Source organism: Bacillus haynesii (genome assembly GCF_001969855.1).
Taxonomy (GTDB): domain Bacteria; phylum Bacillota; class Bacilli; order Bacillales; family Bacillaceae; genus Bacillus; species Bacillus haynesii.
Genome location: NZ_MRBL01000017.1, coordinates 159,167 through 179,199, shown reverse-complemented (window position 1 = coordinate 179,199; position 20,033 = coordinate 159,167). Strand labels below are relative to the sequence as shown.

Annotated in this window: 16 protein-coding genes and 1 pseudogene; 9 read left to right on the top strand and 8 right to left on the bottom strand. The window is 47.5% G+C overall.

Features of this window, described 5'->3' with window-relative positions:
- Nucleotides 1-25: 25 nt before the first annotated feature.
- The 4 genes from BTA31_RS15900 to BTA31_RS15885 form a co-directional block, all read right to left on the bottom strand.
- The gene (locus tag BTA31_RS15900) at nucleotides 26-2,107 is read right to left on the bottom strand and encodes a glycosyl hydrolase family 18 protein (protein WP_076793133.1); all 2,082 of its coding nucleotides are present in this window, start codon (nucleotides 2,105-2,107) and stop codon (nucleotides 26-28) included.
- Nucleotides 2,108-2,197: 90 nt separating this feature from the next.
- Nucleotides 2,198-3,994 (bottom strand): glycosyl hydrolase family 18 protein, encoded by a 1,797-nt coding sequence (locus BTA31_RS15895; RefSeq protein ID WP_422109662.1) that lies wholly within the window; start codon nucleotides 3,992-3,994, stop codon nucleotides 2,198-2,200.
- Between the two features lie 423 nt (nucleotides 3,995-4,417).
- Nucleotides 4,418-5,152 carry a chitin disaccharide deacetylase gene (gene chbG / locus BTA31_RS15890; protein WP_043926140.1) on the bottom strand — a complete coding sequence of 245 codons (735 nt, stop codon included), beginning with the start codon at nucleotides 5,150-5,152 and terminating at the stop codon, nucleotides 4,418-4,420.
- A 4-nt stretch (nucleotides 5,153-5,156) separates the two neighbouring features.
- A complete protein-coding gene (locus tag BTA31_RS15885; protein WP_076793131.1) occupies nucleotides 5,157-5,885 on the bottom strand; it encodes a GntR family transcriptional regulator in 729 nt (242 codons plus the stop codon).
- Nucleotides 5,886-6,047: 162 nt separating this feature from the next.
- On the opposite strand from BTA31_RS15885, the gene BTA31_RS15880 reads away from it, so the two are divergent.
- From BTA31_RS15880 to BTA31_RS15855, 6 genes are all read left to right on the top strand, one after another.
- The gene (locus BTA31_RS15880) at nucleotides 6,048-7,382 is read left to right on the top strand and encodes a 6-phospho-beta-glucosidase (protein WP_076793130.1); all 1,335 of its coding nucleotides are present in this window, start codon (nucleotides 6,048-6,050) and stop codon (nucleotides 7,380-7,382) included.
- A complete protein-coding gene (gene celB, locus BTA31_RS15875) occupies nucleotides 7,369-8,655 on the top strand; it encodes a PTS cellobiose transporter subunit IIC (protein ID WP_043926137.1) in 1,287 nt (428 codons plus the stop codon). The genes BTA31_RS15880 and celB overlap by 14 nt, the downstream gene beginning before the upstream one ends.
- A gap of 16 nt (nucleotides 8,656-8,671) precedes the next feature.
- Nucleotides 8,672-9,004 (top strand): PTS sugar transporter subunit IIA, encoded by a 333-nt coding sequence (locus tag BTA31_RS15870; RefSeq protein ID WP_043926136.1) that lies wholly within the window; start codon nucleotides 8,672-8,674, stop codon nucleotides 9,002-9,004.
- Nucleotides 9,001-9,303, top strand: a complete 303-nt coding sequence (locus BTA31_RS15865; RefSeq protein ID WP_076793129.1) for a PTS sugar transporter subunit IIB — start codon at nucleotides 9,001-9,003, stop codon at nucleotides 9,301-9,303. Before BTA31_RS15870 ends, BTA31_RS15865 begins: the two co-directional genes overlap by 4 nt.
- Before the next feature lie 122 nt (nucleotides 9,304-9,425).
- Entirely contained in the window at nucleotides 9,426-10,838 is a 1,413-nt protein-coding gene (glcD, locus tag BTA31_RS15860) for a glycolate oxidase subunit GlcD (protein ID WP_043926134.1), read from the top strand.
- Nucleotides 10,835-12,157, top strand: coding sequence for a (Fe-S)-binding protein (locus tag BTA31_RS15855; RefSeq protein ID WP_076793128.1), 1,323 nt, complete (start codon nucleotides 10,835-10,837; stop codon nucleotides 12,155-12,157). The genes glcD and BTA31_RS15855 overlap by 4 nt, the downstream gene beginning before the upstream one ends.
- 59 nt (nucleotides 12,158-12,216) lie before the next feature.
- Here the strand turns inward: BTA31_RS15855 and BTA31_RS15850 are convergent, their stop codons facing one another.
- Nucleotides 12,217-13,932, bottom strand: coding sequence for a serine hydrolase (locus BTA31_RS15850; RefSeq protein ID WP_076793127.1), 1,716 nt, complete (start codon nucleotides 13,930-13,932; stop codon nucleotides 12,217-12,219).
- A 170-nt stretch (nucleotides 13,933-14,102) separates the two neighbouring features.
- Between BTA31_RS15850 and BTA31_RS15845 the strand changes: the two genes are divergently transcribed.
- Together BTA31_RS15845 and pepF are read left to right on the top strand one after the other, a co-directional pair.
- Nucleotides 14,103-14,369, top strand: a complete 267-nt coding sequence (locus BTA31_RS15845; protein WP_043926131.1) for a GlsB/YeaQ/YmgE family stress response membrane protein — start codon at nucleotides 14,103-14,105, stop codon at nucleotides 14,367-14,369.
- A gap of 115 nt (nucleotides 14,370-14,484) precedes the next feature.
- Nucleotides 14,485-16,320: an oligoendopeptidase F gene (gene pepF / locus BTA31_RS15840; RefSeq protein WP_076793126.1), complete on the top strand. Its 1,836-nt coding sequence runs from the start codon at nucleotides 14,485-14,487 to the stop codon at nucleotides 16,318-16,320.
- A gap of 22 nt (nucleotides 16,321-16,342) precedes the next feature.
- Here the strand turns inward: pepF and BTA31_RS15835 are convergent, their stop codons facing one another.
- On the bottom strand, nucleotides 16,343-17,842 hold the full coding sequence (locus BTA31_RS15835) for an amidase (RefSeq protein ID WP_076793125.1): 1,500 nt from the start codon (nucleotides 17,840-17,842) through the stop codon (nucleotides 16,343-16,345).
- A gap of 99 nt (nucleotides 17,843-17,941) precedes the next feature.
- On the opposite strand from BTA31_RS15835, the gene BTA31_RS15830 reads away from it, so the two are divergent.
- Nucleotides 17,942-18,394, top strand: a complete 453-nt coding sequence (locus BTA31_RS15830) for a GNAT family N-acetyltransferase (RefSeq protein WP_043926128.1) — start codon at nucleotides 17,942-17,944, stop codon at nucleotides 18,392-18,394.
- Nucleotides 18,395-18,643: 249 nt separating this feature from the next.
- Here BTA31_RS15830 and BTA31_RS23385 read toward each other — a convergent pair.
- Nucleotides 18,644-18,804 (bottom strand): annotated as a pseudogene (locus BTA31_RS23385) (L-asparaginase); the annotation flags it as partial.
- A 1-nt stretch (nucleotide 18,805) separates the two neighbouring features.
- Nucleotides 18,806-19,975: a M20 family metallopeptidase gene (locus BTA31_RS15825; RefSeq protein ID WP_043926127.1), complete on the bottom strand. Its 1,170-nt coding sequence runs from the start codon at nucleotides 19,973-19,975 to the stop codon at nucleotides 18,806-18,808.
- Nucleotides 19,976-20,033: the final 58 nt, after the last annotated feature.

The window sequence follows — 20,033 nt, the reverse complement described above, 5'->3', positions numbered from 1 at the left end:
GCTGTCACATCTAACGGCTGTATACTTAATTTCCTTTAAGCCTGTACTTTTTGCCATCTATTGAAATCGTGAAATTTGAAGGACCGCTGATCGGCAAATAATAGACAAGCTGAAACTCCGCTGCCTCACCCGGTTTAATGGTTTTCCAGCTTGATAGAGTCACTCCGATGCGGTGGAAATCTCCTGTCAGTCCGCCGATGTTCGGTCCCGTATGCCCTTTAGAAATCACTTCAACCTGATCGCCGCTCCAGCTTCTAAACCGAGGGGAAGTGGATGTTGGCACATCAAATTCGATAACAGAACCTCCCGTAATCGTGACATCGCTGTTATTGATCAGCTTCATCACCGGGTGGATCGGGTAATTTTGATCTCCTAACGGAAAGTTCGTCAACTCTACTTCTACATCTAGTGATTCATCAGGCAAAGGTGATGTGCTGAGCCGATTATCGTATGGTGTTGTATCCGCGAATTTGTGATACATCGTTCTCGTTAAGGTATTGCCGATACCGTATTCTCCTTTACTGCCGTTTCGTTCGGGATACCAGTCATAATCACCGCTCAAATCCCAAAACATGACACCCCCGATTCCTTTATCAACGACATAATCCGCCTTCGTTTTGATCGATTCCTCATCCTCTGTCGATAGAAACACTTTCTTTTCTGGATTCCAAAGCCATGGCGCTGCCAGCCCTGCGTCATAATGCCTTTTATAAGCGCCTGTCAAATCAGCCTTGCTCAATCCATACCTTTCCAGATAAGAACCGGCAATACCCTTTTCAAGGTTTTTGGCATGCCACATCGGGTTTGCCCCTGCTCCAATTTCATTCCCCTGCTCATCTTTATCGTGCCAAATATTATCGATTCCGGTTGCTCCGTCACCGCATTGCCTGAGTCCCTGAGGACAATCTGCGCTTTTTGCTCTTCCCCACAGCCCATTTGCTCCGCCGGTCACATTTTTCCAGCCTCTCGTATAATAAGGCACACCGATATTGATTCGTCCCGATTCTACTGCCCCTCTAAAATAATGGTAAGCCCAGTCGGTATTTAAATATCCGATCCCTTCGTATTCGGGCGTAGTATAAATGTTGGACTGCTTGAGTTCGGCATCTTCGCCGTTATCGAATAAAGAAGCGTTCGGTCCGACAAACTCATTCCAGGCTCCATGAAGATCGTAGGACATGATATTGACATAATCGACATATCGAAGCGGCTTAAATGTCTCCATTCCCCGCAGCAAATATGCCGAGGATGGCGCTGCAATGGTCAGCATGTAGTACTTTCCATCTTCAGCAGACGCTTGATCAAGCTTTTCTCTTAATATTTTCATCAATGCCTCAAAGCTTTTATTTAACCCCTTGCGCCGCGGATTGGCGATGTTCCAATCTGCCGGATTCCCTGCATCCTGCATCGATGTAGGGTATTCATAGTCAATATCGATTCCATCGATCTCATATTTTCTGAGAAACGCAACGACCGATTCCGCAAAGGTGTGAATACCCTTGTGGTTTACAGATCCGTCTCCATTCGTTGTCATCGAGTAAAAGCCGCCGCTTGGAATTCGCTTCCCATCCTTGTCGACATAACCGCCGGTTTCGGCCCAACCGCCGACAGCAGCCAAAACCTTCACATCGGGGTATTTCTCTTTATATTGATGAATAACGTTAAAATGCCCCTTATACGGCAAGGTTTGATCCATTTTTACATCGGGATACTCCGGCCAGGTCATCCCGATGGACGGGTTGTTCTCATCTGTCTCATCTCCGACTGAAATCCGATGATCTTCACCGATGTGGGCAAACGCATAATTAATGTGGCTCAAGTACTCCCAGGGGATATCGTTTACTAAATAACGATCTTGATTGCCTTTTCCTGTACGCCAGCTCGTAAAGTAACCGATGATTCTCCGGTCTAACTGATTGGCCAGCTTTTCACGGCCGTCCTTGTCGTATACATCGCAATACGGCACATGTTCAACACCTGAGTCCCAAAGCCCTTCCGGACGGCAGTCCGGTTTTTCGCTTGAAGTCTCTGCGGAAATGTGCCGGTTCGGGATAAAAAGCGCGAGGATCAGCATACAGGATAAAAAAGATGAAGCGGCTTTCTTCATGTTTACTCAGACTCCTTTGTCCATAAAGAGAGACGTGAGAAGCTGTTTCCCAAATCTCTCTTTACCGTTTTCTATCCATTTGGCTTTCTCTTATTCGCAGCCTCCGATCAGCCGCCATACGCCCCATTCACCGGATTGATCCGGCCGGTCGCCTTTCGTCCACCATTTCGCTTCATACACTTTTCCGTTAAATGCAACCCGCTCTCCGCCTGTGTATGCGCTCGTCTCTTTCCATTCGTCATATGAACAGGCTTGATCAGAATTTGTCGTGACCTTTACCGTTGGTCCGGTATGGAGCTCTCCATCCGCATCCTTTGCTGAAACAGTAAATGAGTAGGCCGTACCCGGCTTCAAACCGCCTATTTCCGCTGATGTTTCTTTTACAGATATCGACCGGTTTTCAAATGACACGACATATTCCGCAATGTTTGCTCCGCTGCTTGGCGCATCCCACGCCAGGCTGACACTTGTAGCAGTTTTTCCGGTTACACGCACATTCGCAGGTGCCGATGAAGGCGGCTCAGGATTGCCTCCGTCCGGTGCAAAATCTAAATCGGCTGCCAATTTATTGAGAAGCGTCCGATTGGAATCGCCGCTGAAATCCCAGAACATCGCTCCGCTTAATCCGTTTGCTTTAATAAAATCCGTTTTGTGGCCGAATGATTGTTCATCATCATACGTAATGAAATTGCCATTTTCCGCATTATACAAAAACGGTACTTTCGCTTGATCGTTCCAATACCTTTTATAGCCGTTTTGATTCACATAGTTCTTTTCAAGATCTGAAAAATCGAATACTCCATTTTCCCATGTCCCTTCTTTAGCCGGTCCGCACTTCTGATATTCTCCGTGGCCGCCGGATTCACAACCGCTCCAGCCCCTTCCGTAGAACGGTGTTCCAAGCACTAATTTGTCCGCCTTGACATCGGCTTCCTTATAGCGTTTCACAGTGTTTTCAATGTTGTAGGTCTCAGCGTTTGGAACGCCTGCTTCTTTCGCTTTTGGATCATAGAACAGCGGTGCATTATGGGCACTTATGCTTTGCCATCCCCCATTGAAGTCATAGGTCATAATGTTAATCCAATCCACGGTTTGAGCAATTTTATCGAGCTCAGTGTTGCTTACATAATCGGGACTTGCGCCGGATGCGATCGTCAGCAAGTATTCCTTGCCGTCTTTTGCTTCTGCAGCGTCAAGTTTTTTGCGTACCTCTTGCAAGAGCAGCGTGTAATTTCTTTTATCTTCCGGACGTGTGCTGTTCCCCGGCAATCCTCCGCTGACCGGATATTCCCAGTCAAGATCGACCCCGTCAAACCCGTATTTCCTTAAAAACTCAACGGCCGAAGCGGCGAAATTCCCCCTTGCCACAGGATCTGCCGCGACATCTGAAAAGCGGTTAGACCAAGTCCACCCGCCGACCGATATGAACGTTTTCAAATGAGGATGGCTCTTTTTCAGCTTCAACAATTGTTTAAAGTTGCCGCGAATCGGTTCATCCCAGACATCCCCTGGATTTGACTTTTGTGCGTCAATCCAGGGATCGCCCATCACGATTGTTCCATTTGGCGCGTCGATCACTCCGTTTTCATCCTGACATGACCAAGTTTGAGGATTGGGGCCTGTCGGATCGGGGTTCCCATGCCTCCCCTCCCAGCAAATATCAGCAAAAGCATAATTAATGTGGCTGACTTTCGAAACATCCATATCCCAAACTTGAAAATCCCTTCCATAAGCACCCCATGATGGATAGTAGCCGATGATTTTATAGTTTTTTCCGGAATCGGCTTTTGCAACTTCCCCATTCACAAATGACAGGCTCAGCAACATAACAAAAATGAAAGAAAAAACGAAAAACTTTTTGCTTTTGTTGATCAACACGATGTTCATCTCCTTTTCATGCAATTTTTTTCGCAAGCCATGAAACTAGAACTCTCTTTTTCTTCACCGCCTTTTTTGCTGGTTTTATATTTTTCCTTGTCATCTAATAGCGCTGCAGATACGCTGAAGCCAACAAGGGAAAACGCTTACATAAGTGAGCTTGACATCATGATTTCATGAAAATGTCGGCGTGTTCGTTTGAAAGAGCTGGTTGTACAGAGGGTGAAACACGTATAGATGTCTATACATTTACGTATAAAAGAAGACTTTTTAATAGGGAAGGGCTCATAAAATTTGTAATGACAAATCTATATTAATCAGAATTTTCTGAACTGTAAACATAAAGAAAAATTGATTAAACAACCGCCGCTTTCTACCCATTTCAAATCTTATTTGCAGGCGAAAAGCCAAGGAATAGAAGCGGCGCCTCTTTCATAGACAGGCGTAAGACGTGAGGCGAATATCCGGACATTGTTGCAAAGCCGCTTTGAGAGAAGGTTCCGTCAGTAGTGAAAGTTCATATGCCCGAGGATAATGGAAGGACGATTTTTCAAGCAGACATTTATCGACGTAAGCCGGATGGCACATCACTTCAATCACTGCTGCGTCTTGATAATCAGTCAAGAAGCTCGATAGATCCTTCAATCGGTCGACTTTCAGCTCAAAAGCATCGTTCGCTCTTACACCCTTCCATAGTGAAGGCTGGTCTTGATTGACCTTTCTGCAAGGCAGGTCATACTCTTTCGCAAGCTCCACAAACACCTCAGGGAGATTTCCGTATGTATGAATATGATGATGGCTGTCGATATGTGTCGGATTTAAACCGCAGGACAAAGCTTTCTCTATTTGCGCTTTCCACTCTCGATATACTTCCTCAAGGTCAATGTCAAAGAAACCCTGGTAGTTCAAAAGCTTGCGAAAATTCCCTTCTTCATCTGTTATCGTATGCAGTCCGCCAAGAATCGGACGCCCGGCCGTCAATGTCAAGTGGACACCGACTCCGAGTTCACGATTTTGCCGTGCGAGTTCAACGGCATGCTCCGCTTCTTGCATATTAACCATAAGCGTAGTCGATGTGAGCACCCCGCGCTGGAAAGCTTCAATGATTCCAAGGTTGACTCCCCTTGAAAATCCAAAATCATCCGCATTTATGATTAGAGATTTCACCCTTTCATTTCCCCCTTTGTCCATAATCACGTTCAATGAAGAACTCAACACGGTCACCCCGAAAATAGGCCATAGAGTACTCGACGACTTCTTCAGACGCCAAAAATGTTTGCGTCGATATCTGGAAGCAAGGTGTGCCTTGTGTAATATTTAAATGTTGTGCGATCTCCTCATCAGAAATCACAATTTTGATTTGTTCTTCTGTTCTTTTAATGTTGTTTCCTTGCCCGCTGATGCACTGGTAAAGTGAGATATTCGCCATTTCTTCCGTTACTTCGGGGACAAGATCCGTTCTGATATAGGCTGTTTCAAACTGAATTTCTTCATCGTCTGCATAGCGGATTCTTTTTACTTGATAGACCAATTGTTCAGCATCGATTCCGAGGCGGGTTTGGACTTTTTCGGACGGCTTTATTTTTTGCAAATCAACAACTTTGATTTTCGGTTTAAAGCCTTGAGCCTTTAATTGTTCTGCATAGCGGAGGCTGCTGGAGCTTAAGATCTGCTTTACTTTTCCTTTGGCGACAAATGTCCCTTTTCCCTGCTTTCGGTAAATAGCCCCTTCCATAAGCAAATGATTCAATGCGGTCCGCAGCGTCGTCCGGCTGACATCATACATTTTGCAAAACTCGGACTCCGTCGGCAACAGGCTGCCCGGCGGATAATAACCGCTTTCAATCTTATCTACAATATCTTGTTTAATTTGACTGTGGAGCTGTGGTTGTTTCGCCATACATTTTCTCCTTTGGGGTGAGTTCGTAATTATAGAATAACATAAAAAGTTCCCCAAAAAAACAATTTGTTATAACAAATATGTATGGACAAATTTGTTATAACATGTTAAGTTTCAAATGTGTTAAGCGCTTTCATAAAAAGAGAGTTAAGGAGGGGGATTATGGCGCTGAAAGTAGTTGTTATAGGCGGAGGATCCAGCTACACACCAGAAATCATTGAAGGCATCATCAAACGGCATCATCAATTTCCGGTGAATGAGATTGTACTTGTTGATATCGAGGAGGGCAAAGAAAAACTTCGCATCGTCTCAGAGCTTGCGAAGCGAATGATCAGACATGCGGGGGTTCCCATCGAACTGAGCCATACAATAGATCGGGCAAAAGCATTAAAGGGCGCCGACTTCGTCACGGTTCAAATCAGAGTCGGCGGACTGAAGGCGAGAGCTTTAGACGAAAAAATCCCGCTCAGCCACGGCTTGATCGGCCAGGAAACAAACGGGGCGGGCGGCATGTTTAAAGCTTTGCGCACCATTCCCTTTATGCTGGATATCGCTCGCGATATCAAAGAGATTTGTCCCGAAGCATGGCTGATTAACTTTACCAATCCGGCCGGCATCGTGACGGAAGCTTTGCTGAAGCACGGACCTCATCAAAAGGTCGTCGGGGTATGCAATATTCCTTACAACATGAAAAATAGCATCGCAGAAATATTCGGCGTGGATGTGAGCCGCGTCATGATTGAATTCGCGGGCCTCAACCATTTTGTTTTCGGAAAAAGAGTATGGATCGACGGAATCGACCGGACGGAAGAGACGATTGAGCATCTGTTGAATGATCATTTCGGCTACTCGCCTTCCAATATTGCGGCGTTGCCGTGGAATCCCCAATTTCTGCGGTCTTTACGCATGCTTCCGAACCCGTATCATCAGTACTATTATCAACATGAAGATGCGCTCGCAAAAGATATCGAAGCGTACAATAACAAAGGGACGCGCGCAGAAACCGTCATGGAAGTGGAACGGCAGCTGTTTGAGAAATACAAAGACGCCGAGATCCATGAGAAACCTAAAGAACTGGAAGGCCGCGGCGGGGCTTACTATAGTGAATCAGCCTGCTCATTAATGAACTCGCTTTATCATCATTCAATGGATGTTCAGACCGTGAACACACTGAATAAAGGAAGCATACCAGACCTTCCCGATGATGCGGTGATCGAAGTCAACAGTGTCATTACAAAAAGCGGACCGATTCCTCTGACCGTCGGAAAACTGCCCGATGCCATCAGCGGGCCGATCATCCTGATGAAAAAATTTGAACAATTAGTGATTGAAGCTGCAGTCACCGGCGATTACAATACGGCATACTCAGCGATGATCACCAATCCATTGGTATCTTCTGATCACAAAGCTCAAAAGGTACTGGACGAAATGCTCGAGGCTCATAAACGTTATCTCCCGCAATTTTTTGAGGAGGTCCGTGCACATGAAACAAAATAAAATGATGGCATTCATCGAATCAAACATCATGCCGATCGCCGGAAGGATCGGTTCCCAAAGGCACCTGATTGCAATACGCGACGGATTCATCGCCATTATGCCTCTTATCATCATCGGTTCCCTCGCCATCCTGGTCAATAATTTTCCAATACCGGCGTTTCAACATTTTATGACCGGTCTTTTCGGCGAGGGATGGACGGCTGTCGGCGGAGCGATATGGAATGGCTCTTTTGCTCTGTTGAGCCTTTTAGCCGTTGCGGCAGTCAGCTTCAAGCTGGCCGAGTCATATCACACAGATGGTCTGTCTGCCGCATTAATCGGGATTGGCGCATTTGCTGTGCTTACGCCGACCACTGAAGACTTTGGCTTCTCAATGACTTGGCTGGGAGCCCAAGGCCTGTTCGTCGGCTTAATCGTGGCTTTGCTGTCAACAGAAGTCTTCCGGCTGTTTTCCCAAAATGAGAAATTGAAAATCAAAATGCCTGAAGGAGTGCCTGACGGCGTCACAAAATCCTTGAATGCTCTATTGCCGGCTGCCGTCATCTTATCCTCTGCCGGGCTATGTAATGCTCTGATCGTTCACTTTTCGGGGCAAAGCATCCATGAGCTTGTTTTCAGCACGATTCAAGAGCCGCTTCAAGGCCTTTCCAACACGGTTGGGTCAGCCTTAATTTTTACTTTCTTGAATCATTTACTCTGGTTCTTTGGATTGCATGGAACAAACATCCTGGGGCCGATCATGGAATCCGTCTACCTCCCGCTCATTCAGGAAAATCAACACTTATTCTCGCAAGGAATGAGCGCTTTTGAAGTGCCGTATATTGTGACAAAGCCTTTCTTTGATTCTTACGTATTTATGGGGGGATCTGGAACAACATTGGCCCTGCTTGCCGGCATTTTAATTGCCGTGAAATCGAAGCACTACAAAACGATAGGAAAGGTGTCTCTCGCACCCGGCCTTTTTAACATCAATGAACCCGTTCTGTTCGGCCTTCCTATTGTATTAAATCCGATCATGTTCATTCCGTTTATCTTAATTCCATTAATTTTGACGATTACGTCATATATCGCTTTGGCTTCCGGTCTCGTCCCAAAAACTGTGGCGATCCTTCCGTGGACGACGCCGCCGATTGTCAGCGGATATCTCGTCACCGGGGGATCAGTCCGGGGGGTCTTTCTGCAAATCTTCAACCTGGTGTTGGCCACCCTTCTCTACCTCCCGTTTATAAAAGCGGCAGAACGTTCCGCCTTGCACCAGACAGAAAACGAATAAATAAGGAGTGAATGTTATGGCAGATACACTTCAATTGGAACAGGTCTCATTTGAAATCATCCTTCACGCCGGAAATGCGCGTTCTTCTGCAATGGAAGCGTTACAGCTTGTGAAACATCACGAATGCGAAAAAGGGTATCAAAAGATACAAGAAGCAGAATCGGAGCTGAGCCAAGCGCATCAGGCACAAACCCGCCTCCTGCAAAAAGAAGCACAAGGCGAAGGCCTTTCACCCAATCTATTATTAATCCATGCGCAGGACCATTTAATGACAGCCATGACAGTAAAAGATTTGGCGAAAGAAATGATTCATTTATATCAAGAGCTTGGGAAAGGAAGAGGAGAATGAAGATCGCACTTGTATGTTCAGCCGGAATGTCTACGAGTATATTGGTGAAAAAAATAAGGGAAGAAGCGAAAAGCCGTTCATTGAAGGCCGAAATTAATGCGTATGCGGAGGCAGATTTACCAAGCCATCTGGATGAAATTGATGTGATACTGATTGGTCCGCAGGTCAGGTATTTAAAAGGGCAAATGACAGAGCGTGCCGAGCCGTATCATACGCCCGTGGCCGTCATTGACCAAATGGCCTATGGAATGATGGATGGAGCAAAAGTGCTGAATCAAGCAATCAGCCTTGCAACCTGATCCTCTTGCAAAGAACCGCGTTTTCTTTGAAAACGGGTTCTTTTTTATTTTGGAAGTTTAAAAGAATGATTTTTTGAAAGCGTTTGTTTTTGTATAATAATTGGTAAAGGATGTGATCATACATGATTTCCTCACAAGTGAGATCCCAGCTGATTGAGATTGTCGGCTCTGCCAATTATGACGATTCGAACGCCGGACGGCTCGTTTATTCCTATGATGCGACACCCCAGTTTCAATCAATGCCTGACGCGGTCATTGCCCCGCGCAGCAAAGAAGAAGTATCGCAAATCGTGAAAATCTGCAACACGCACCGCATTCCGATTGTGCCGAGAGGTTCAGGTACTAACCTTTGTGCCGGCACATGCCCGACTGAAGGGGGAATTGTCCTCCTGTTTAAGCATATGAATCAAATTTTAGAAATCGATGAAGAAAATTTAACGATAACCGTTCAGCCTGGCGTGATCACGCTTGATTTAATTCACGCCGCTGAAGAAAAGGGATTATTTTATCCGCCCGATCCGAGCTCAATGAAGATCTCGACAATTGGCGGAAATATCAACGAAAACTCAGGCGGCCTCCGCGGTTTGAAATACGGAGTGACCCGCGATTATGTCATGGCGCTGGAAATCGTTCTAGCAAACGGGGACATCATCCGCACCGGCGGCAAGCTCGCCAAAGACGTTGCCGGCTATGATTTGACGCGTCTGTTCGTCGGTTCTGAAGGAACGCTCGGCATCATCACTGAAGCAACATTAAAACTCATCCCGGCACCCGAAACAAAAAAAACCGTCCTCGCTCTCTTTCAAGATATCGACTCTGCAGCCCAAACTGTTTCAAATATCATCGCACACAAAATCATTCCGGCGACGCTCGAATTTCTCGATCAACCCACAATTCAGGTGATCGAGGACTTTGCGAAAATCGGCCTTCCCGTCCATGCCAAAGCGGTTCTCCTGATCGAACAGGACGGCACCGAAGAAGCAGTCCGCCGTGACATTGCCGTGATTGAAGAAATATGCAAAAAAGGAAATGCTGTGTCCGTTCAAACTGCACAAACAGAATCTGAAGCAGAAAACCTTCGGGAAGCCCGCCGCACCGCACTTTCAGCTTTAGCCCGTTTAAAGCCGACGACCATTCTGGAGGATGCCACGGTACCGCGCTCAGAAATTGCCGAAATGGTAAAAGCGATTAATACGATCGCCGAAAAGCACCAAATATCGATTTGTACATTCGGGCACGCAGGCGACGGCAACCTTCATCCGACATGTACGACAGATGTCAGAAACAGTGAAGAAATGAAACGGGTCGAACAGGCTTTTGAAGACATCTTTAAAAAAGCGGTTGAACTGGGAGGAACAATCACCGGAGAACATGGGGTCGGCGAAATGAAAGCCCCCTATTTGGAACTGAAGCTGGGCAAAGCGGGAATCGCCGCCATGAAGGCGGTAAAACAGGCGCTGGATCCAAACAGCATCATGAATCCCGGGAAGATATTTGCGAAGGACTCCCGCAAGCGGGTGGTGGTGACAAAATGACGACAGCTAACGAAAGAAAGGTCATTGAACAGCAGTTTAAACAACGAATGAATGAGGAAGAGCTGCTGAATTGCATGCGCTGCGGCTTTTGTCTGCCGTCATGCCCCACCTACATCGAATCCGGTTTTCAAGAAAGCCATTCACCGCGCGGACGCATCGCGCTCATGAAAGCGGTCGTCGACGGGACGATCGAGCCTGATGAGGATGTCGAACGGTCACTGGAGCTTTGCCTCGGCTGCCGCGCGTGTGAACCTGTATGTCCGTCAGGCGTAAACTACGGACGTTTGCTTGAAGAAGCGAGGGATATTATTCAGCAGAACAAAAAGCACGCCTTTCCGGTTAAAGTGCTTCGCCGCGCAGTATTCAAAGGGCTTTTCCCCCACCAAAACAGAATCAGGGCGCTGACCGGAATGCTCGGCGTTTATCAGCGTTCCGGCATGCAAAACGTGATTCGCAAATCGGGCTTGCTTCGGCTTTTGCCGGACCATCTCGCGAAAATGGAGGCGGTTTTGCCGAAAGTTCCCGATATGAAGCAGCTGAAAAAACGGCCGCACCTGCTCCCTGCGATCGGGGAGAGAAAAAAACGGGCCGCCTTTTTCTCAGGCTGCCTCATGGATACGTTGTTTTTAGATACGAATACGGCAACCATCGAGCTGTTGCGGCTGGCCGGCTGCGAGATCATCATTCCCGAACAGCAGACCTGCTGCGGCGCCCTCCACGGACACAGCGGCGAAAAGTCTGAGGCCATCCTGCTCGCAAAGCGAAATATTCAGGCATTCGAGGATTCAAACGCGGACTTTATTGTGACAAATGCAGGCGGATGCGGAGCATTTTTAAAGGAATATGATCATCTCCTGAAAGATGACTCTGAATGGCGGGAACGGGCAGCATCTTTCACACGGAAACTAAAAGACTTTTCTTCCGTCCTGTTGGAACTGAACTTTGATCAGCAATCCCTTGAATTGCCGCAGCAAATCGTCACCTACCAAGATTCGTGCCATTTGCGAAATGTCATGAAAACGTCTGCTGAGCCGAGACGCCTTATTCGCAGCATCAAGGGCATTGAATTCAAGGAAATGAAAAATGCCGAAAGCTGCTGTGGATCAGCTGGCATTTATAACATTGTCGAATCCGAAATGTCGATGAAAATTCTCGATACTAAAATGGAAGCAGCAGCAGCGACCCGGGCCGCTACGATCGTTACGGCTAATCCCGGATGTCTGCTGCAAATGAAGCTCGGCATTGAACGAGCAGGGCTTACAGACCGAGTGAGAGCCGTTCATCTGGCGGATTTATTGCTGGAAGCCATCCAGGAGTGACTAGGCTGGCTCACACCTGTATATTTCTCGGGAAATAAATCGAAATATGTCTTCTGCTGCTATTTCCGGACAGCAGGAAATTCTCCATTCGGCTGGATGAAGCGCAAACCTGTTACCTGTCCGGAATCGCCAGCTTCAAATCGGACGCTGAAACCCGGCAGATTTTTGATTTGAAATGTCAACTCAAGGTAAGGTTCAAGTTCGTAATCAGGCTGACCGGGCAATGAAACCCAGAGCGTCCGGTTGTTTCTGAGAGACACAACGACATCTGTTCCATCTTCCAATGCATATTCCCCTGTTAAAGAAGCAAGAAATTCAGGGTCGTACAATTGCTGATCCGGCTTCCTGACAAATTCGATTTTTCCAGCGCCTTCCGCCATTTCAAACGGTACGGAAAGGCGGCTGATATGTCCGTGTATATCAGTGTCGAAGGATGCGAGCATCGCCATCTCCGTGAGCGGCATTTTCATCTCGAATATATTGTAATGATAATGCTTCAAAGGCATCACAAACGAATTGAAGAGCGCCTGTAACACGCCGTCTTTCAGCTCTATTTTGATTTCGCCGTAGCCGGGATGCTCGTATACACCTGTGTAGTCCTTCAGGGCATGAGAAGGAGTCGTTCCTTCAATTTTGGTAAGATCCGCGGTTCGATCCACTCCTAAAGCGGCTTTCATTATTTTTTCCGCTTCGCCTTTCAGCCGACCGCTCCAATCGATCTCTTCCAATCCAAGCAAGCGGTCAAAAATATTAAACGCCAGAACATTTGGGAGAAAGCTGCCGTTCATATTTGTTAAAATGACAATCCCGATTTTTTCATAAGGCATGAAAGCGACAAGCGATGAAAAACCGTCAATATTTCCCCCATGATGAATCATATGGCTGCCCCGGTACGGTTCAACAAACCAGCCGAGCCCATAGCTGCAGACCGGAAGTTCCTTCGCTTTAATAATAGAGTCGCAGGAAATGCAAGGCGTATGCAGTTCATGAAGGCTTCCCTCTGATAAAATCCCGCTGAATTTGCCGCTGCCAAGCTGAAGCAGCACCCAATTTGCCATATCCACAGCATTGGAATTGATCGATCCAGCCGGCCCGATCACATCGATATTGCGAAAAGAAATTTTTTCAATCGTTCCGTTTTTCTCTTGATATGGAAAGGCAAAATCGGAAAGCTTTTGCATATCTTCGACCGAAAAGCTGCTGGATGTCATATGCAAAGGTTTGAAAAGCCGCTCATAAACAAGATCCTCCCATGTCGTCCCCGCTATTCTTCCCGCAAGATAACCGGCCGTCATATACATCAGATTCTGATACTGCCATTTTGATCGAAAATCCAAATTCGGCTCAAGGTAGCGGACCCGTCTGAAAAGCTCTTCCCTTGAAAAAGAGGAATTGTACCACATCATTTCGTGTCTTGGAAGGCCCGAACGATGGCACGCCAGATCACGGGGAGTCATCCGTTCAGTTGCCACCGGATCATGCATCTTAAACTCAGGAAGATACTCTCTTACCGGCTTGTCCCATTCCATTTTCCCTTCATCAGCCAAAACTGCCATCGCCGCCGTTGTAAATGACTTGGAGGCGGAACCGATCGCAAATACCGTTTCCGGGTTTACCTTTAATTTCCGCTCTTTATCCCTGAATCCAAACCCTTCCGCCATGATGATCTCGTCTTCCTTAATGACTGCAACAGCGGCTCCGGGAACGTTCCACTCCTTCATTTTTTCCAGGGCAAATGCCCGAAAGCCTTTTAATTCCTTTATAGGCTGTCTCATTTTACTCTCCTCTCTTGATTTAAGCGTCTTATGCCTGTTCTAGGTGTCCGTATTCCATACGTTTGTTCGCCCGAATGGTTTCATTTAGAGAAAATTTGTATATTTATTCACGAATTCCAAAAGATAGGTATAAGGCTGAAAATGTCTAAAAAACAAGGAGGTTTTGTTCAATGTTTGGATTTATTTGGTCATTGATCATCGGCGGAATTTTAGGCTGGCTGGCCGGCCTCATTATCAGGCGTGATGTACCCGGAGGAATCATTGGAAATATTATTGCGGGATTTATCGGTTCATGGCTCGGCTCCATGATTTTGGGACGCTGGGGTCCGACGATCGGCGGGTTTAATATCATACCGGCCCTGATCGGGGCGATCATTTTGATCTTCATCGTCAGCCTCGTCATGAGAAGCATGGGCGGACGAAACCGCAATGCTTAATAAGCGGACGATTTGCGACGGTTTCTTCAGAAGCCGTCGTTTTTTATTTCATTCTGCTGCCGTCTTTTATATAATTAATTAGAAACACGAAATACTTTCAAGGGGAGGCTGTACATTGGAAAAAGTGGCAGAAAAAAGACCGAAGCGCTCTGAGGTGCCGCAGGAACTGACTTGGAATCTTACTGATTTATTTTCTTCTTATGAAGCTTGGGAAGACGCACTTGTAAAAATTGAGGAAGATCTCGTATTGATCGGCTCTTTTAAAGGAAGGCTTCACGAAGGAGCTGACGTGTTGCTCGATTGTTTAATGCTCCAGGAAAAACTGCTAGAGCGTCTAATCCGGACCGTCGCCTATACTCACCTCAGAAAGTCCGAAGATTTGACAAACCCCGTCAACCAAGCCGATGCTTCAAGGATGGCCGCACTGCAAGCTAAACTAAACGCCGGGCTTTCATTTATCCAATCGGAAATTCTCGAATTCCCCGAACATCAAGTGGAGACGTACATAAAAAGCGAGAAAGGACTGGAGCCTTTCAGCAAAATGCTGATGGAGATAATGGAGCGCAAGCCGTATAAACTTGCTCCCGAAACAGAGGAAGCGTTAGCCATATTAGGTGAAGTACATGATGCACCGTACAAAATTTTCGGGATGGCGAAGCTTGCGGATATGCAATTTTCCCCGATTCAGGACCGGAACGGCAATGAGCTGGCTAATTCGTTCGCGTTATATGAAGGAAAATACATGTTCTCTCCTGATACGCATATTCGCAGAACCGCATTTGACTCCTTTACAAATACCCTGCAAACATACAAAAACACCATCGCCGCCATCTATGAAACAGAAGTCAAAAAACAGGTCGGCATGTCAAGGCTGCGCGGATATGAATCCGTCACCCATATGCTTCTTCAGCCGCAAAGCGTCACGCTCGAAATGTACCACAACCAGCTTGATGTGATTAAAAACGAACTTGCACCTCATATGCGCAAGTATGCCGCCTTGAAAAAACGCGTATTAGACCTTGACGAGATGCGCTTCTGCGATTTGCAGGCTCCGCTCGATCACGACTTCAGTCCAAAGACGACTTACGAACAGGCCGGCCGCATGATCCTGGACGCTTTACAAGTGATGGGACCGGAGTACGCGGAAGTCATGGAAACCGCCTTGACTGAGCGGTGGGTTGATCTCGCTGACAACATCGGCAAATCTACGGGCGCGTTTTGTTCAAGCCCGTACGGGGTGCATCCTTTCATTTTGATGACATGGACGGATACGATGCGGGATGCCTTTACACTTGCCCATGAACTCGGTCATGCCGGCCATTTCTACTTCGCAAACCGCAAGCAGCGCATCATGAACGTCAGACCGTCTCTATATTTTATTGAAGCGCCTTCTACAATGAACGAAATGCTTCTCGCCCAGCATTTGTTTTCCAAAACAAATGACCCGAAAATGAAGCGCTGGGTCATCAACCAGCTGATGGGCACGTATTACCATAATTTCGTCACCCATCTGCTTGAAGGGGAATATCAGCGGAGAGTCTACGAACTCGCCGAACAGGGGTGCGCACTTACAGCCTCCGTACTGTCTGAACAAACCAACGCCGTGCTGTCCGAATTCTGGGGCAGCGGAGTAAAGCTTGATGAAGGAGCAGGCTTAACGTGGATGCGTCAGCCACACTATTACATGGGGTTATATCCTTACACCTATTCAGCCGGGCTGACAGCATCGACGATCGTCTCTCAGCAAATCAAAGAAGAAGGCCGCCCTGCCGTCGACAGATGGCTGAACGTTTTAAAAGCAGGCGGTACAATGAAGCCGCTGGACTTGTTGAAACACACCGGTGTTGACATGTCGACGGATCAACCGGTCCGCCGGGCTGTGGCGTATGTCGGAACATTGGTTGACGAGCTTGAAAAACTGTACGATACAAAAGAAGACCGGCCTGATTAACGGCCGGTCTTCTTTTATGCGGTTATAGACTGCCGAACATTGGATTGCCTTTCATTCCGATCCATAAGTCTGATTGCTCTAATAAATGGGCGGTGCGAAGCAGCCAGTGTTCCTTTCCTTTCGGAGCCGTCACTTGAACGCCGAGCGGCAAACCTTCATTTGTCAGGTGGACCGGGACGCTCATTGCAGGCTGTCCGGTTAAGTTGGCAAGCTGTGTGAATGGTGTATATGTTAAGCTTTTCAAAAACATTTGATAAATCAGCGACTGCTGCTCGCTTTTTTCCAGCTCACTCACTTTCAGGAGCGCTTCGGCTTCTTTTTCGGTATGGGTAAGCTCGCCGACCTTTGGAGCGGGGTAAGCCGTTGCCGGGGTCACATACAGATCATAGGTCTCATGAAACGCCGCCATTTGTGCAGCTGCTTGATCCCAGGAAGCAAGGCTTGCCGTAAATTCGGCTGCCGACACTTTTTTGCCCGCTTCATTCAACACCCATGTGACAATTTCAACGTCCTGAACAGTGATCGCTCTTCCAAGCGTTTTTTCCATTCCCAGGATCATCGCGGAAATTTCGCCGCTGTTCATTAAGTAGTAGTTCTCCATTAACCGGAGTCCGTCAACCCCGTTTGTCTGCTCTTCGACATGGTGTCCCTGCGCTTCCAGCCATCGAACGGTACGGCGGACTGCTTGTTTGGCTTCATCACTGACAGGCGTTCCGACGGGTGATTCTACAGAAAATGCGATTTTCAAAGGGCGCTCCAGCCCTTTGTTCATATCCTCTTCATAATGGCCTGGAAATAAAGGCGTTTGAAAAGCAGCTTCAGGCTGAACGGTTTGCAAAATATCTAGGAGCGCAGCGCTGTCTCTGACCGTACGTGACAGCACAAAATCAATCGATGCCCCCTGCCACTGCCGCCCGGCGCCCGGCCCTACAGGCGTTCTGCCCCGGGTCGGCTTCAGACCGAATAGCCCGGTAAAGGAAGCGGGGATCCGGATGGAGCCTCCCCCGTCGCTAGCCCCTGCAAGGGGAACGATTCCGGCCGCCACCGCAGCAGCAGAACCGCCGCTTGAACCACCTGGTGAATAATCGGTGTTCCAGGGATTTCGCGACGGCCCATATAATTCAGGCTCAGAAATATTTTTCAATCCGTATTCGGGCGTATTCGTTTGACCGAGAAATAAAAAACCGGCGCCGCGCAATTTAGCGACGAAATTCGAATCGCGCTTTGGTTGATAAGCTGAAAGCAGCTTGGCTCCGGCTGTAAGAGGCTCCCCTTTCAACGCTTGGGAGATATCCTTTAAAAGGATCGGCACCCCGGCAAACGGCTGCTGTCTGATATCAAGCTGTTTGCATTCATGTTTGACTTGCTCTTTTCTCGTCCGAATGACCGCATTCAGTTCTGGATTAACTTCTTCAAGACGGGAAAAAGCAGCGTCAATTAATTCATTCACCGTTACTTCCCCATGTTTGATAAGCTTAGATAAAGCAACTGCGTCATGCTTCATATAGTCAGATCTATTCATATCAGTACCTCACTTTACTGTTCGCTTGTGTTTACTATTGTGCATGAGCCTTTTGGGGATTTCAATGTTTTCAGTTTAGATCAAAAGGAGATGAGTGAAATGAATATTCAGAGGTTATATCCGGAACATGAGCCACCGCTTGATTTACTGTTGACGGCAGACCCTTCCGAAAAACTGGTTAACGATTATCTCAAACGGGGACAGTGCTTTACAGCCGAAATCGACCGCCGGATTGCTGGTGTCTATGTACTGCTGCCGACGAGACCTGAAACGGCAGAGCTCGTCAATATCGCCGTCAAAGAGGAGCTGCAGGGAAAAGGAATCGGCAGACAATTGGTTATGCATGCGATTGAAACGGCAAAATCTCAAGGATTTAAGACAATTGAAATCGGAACCGGGAATTCAAGCATCGGCCAGCTGGCGCTCTATCAAAAATGCGGATTTAGAATCACCGGCATCGACCGCGACTTTTTCCTGAGACATTACGAGAATCCGATATACGAAAACGGCATGCGCTGCATCGATATGGTCCGCTTAGCGCTCGACCTGTAAAAATCCCAAAACGACTTTTAGTTTTGGGATTTTGTCATCTTTTCAGCGTGACCCGCAACCCTTGCAGTCTAGGAAGGCCGAGCATCGGAGCAGACTATCACAGGATGTGATGATGGCGGCGTTCAGGCAGGACGTCTGGTTGGTTAGCCGCCGGTCCTTCTCCTATTCGTAGGCACTGACTCACCAGGCCTGACAACGAATGCGAGGGTTTGGACACGCTGAAACCGCCGGGCTCCCGGCGGCTTCCCGTCAATATTCATCAAAATAGGACTGGATCTTTTTCGGATCATCTGTTTTGGTCAGCGCCAGCAGCAGCAAAATCCGGGCTTTTTGCGGGTTCAAAGAGTTGGAAGCCAATATGTTTCCTTTTCAAGATCAGGGTTGGGCGTGACGATCCCCTCTTCTGACCTTCTATTGTTTTAAAAGGTTGAATTCTTCCTTTATTTTTTTCAGCAGCTCTTCATTGGTGAGTACATCATATGCGGTGAATGCCATAGATTTTGCGCCGAGCATCAACCCTTCGAACCCTTGGCTGCTCATGGCCGCCTCCCGAAACTCGGGTGTGTGGCACGCGTACGGCTCATCGCAAATTTGTACATAAGGATGAATGGAAGGTGCGATCTGGCTGACATTCCCCATATCAACCGAACCCCCTCCGTCCGCTTTTTCATGAATCGATTCGGGGTCGACGCCCAACTCGATCATGTTTTGTGTAAAAGCGTCTGACAGCGTTTCATTTGTCTTCAAATCATCGTAAGACAGCTCATAAAAAGAGCTCTCAAGCCGGGCTCCAGTCGCAAGCGCGGCTGCTTTTGCACAATTTTTCACTTTATCGAGCAGTTCATTGACATAAGCACGTTCCGTTCCTCTGACATAAAACTGGGCAACCGCATAATCCGGCACAACGTTTGCCGCTTTCCCTCCCTCCGGAATAATCCCGTGAATCCGGGCATCCGGGAGAATGTGCTGTCTGAGCGCATTAATGCCGTTGAATGTCTGAATGACGGCATCTAGCGCATTGATTCCTTCGTGAGGTGCTCCCGCTGCATGCGAGGCCTTGCCAAAGAATTCGAATTGGATCGCATCCATCGCCAGCGATGTCCCGCTTTTTTCGTGCCTGCAATATGGATGAACCATCATAGCGGCGTCCAAGTGATCAAAAACCCCTTGTTCGGCCATGGTTACTTTTCCGCCTTTCGTCTCTTCCGCAGGCGTTCCGTAAACGTACACTTTCCCTCCGCACGATGCAATGACTTTGCTGATGCCGATTGCGGCGCCGACCGCCATCGTGCCGATCAAATTGTGCCCGCAGGCATGGCCGAGGTCAGGTAATGCATCGTATTCAGCCATAAACCCTATGGAAGGGCCGGGACGGCCGCTGTCAAACTCGGCCGTAAACGCCGTCGCAAGGCTGCATGTTCCTAATTCCACCTGAAAATCGTGTTTTTTCAGCTCCTCGGACAGAATCTTTGAAGCTTTGAATTCTTCGTGCCCCAGTTCAGGATGATTGCCTATATACTGGCTGATATGCAGCAGCTCTTCACGGATATTTTCAATCTCCTTCTCAATTTGTTTTTTCATAACGGTTCTCCCTTCTCCATTACCGAAAGTTCTTTTCCAGGGTTGACAAAGTAAAGCT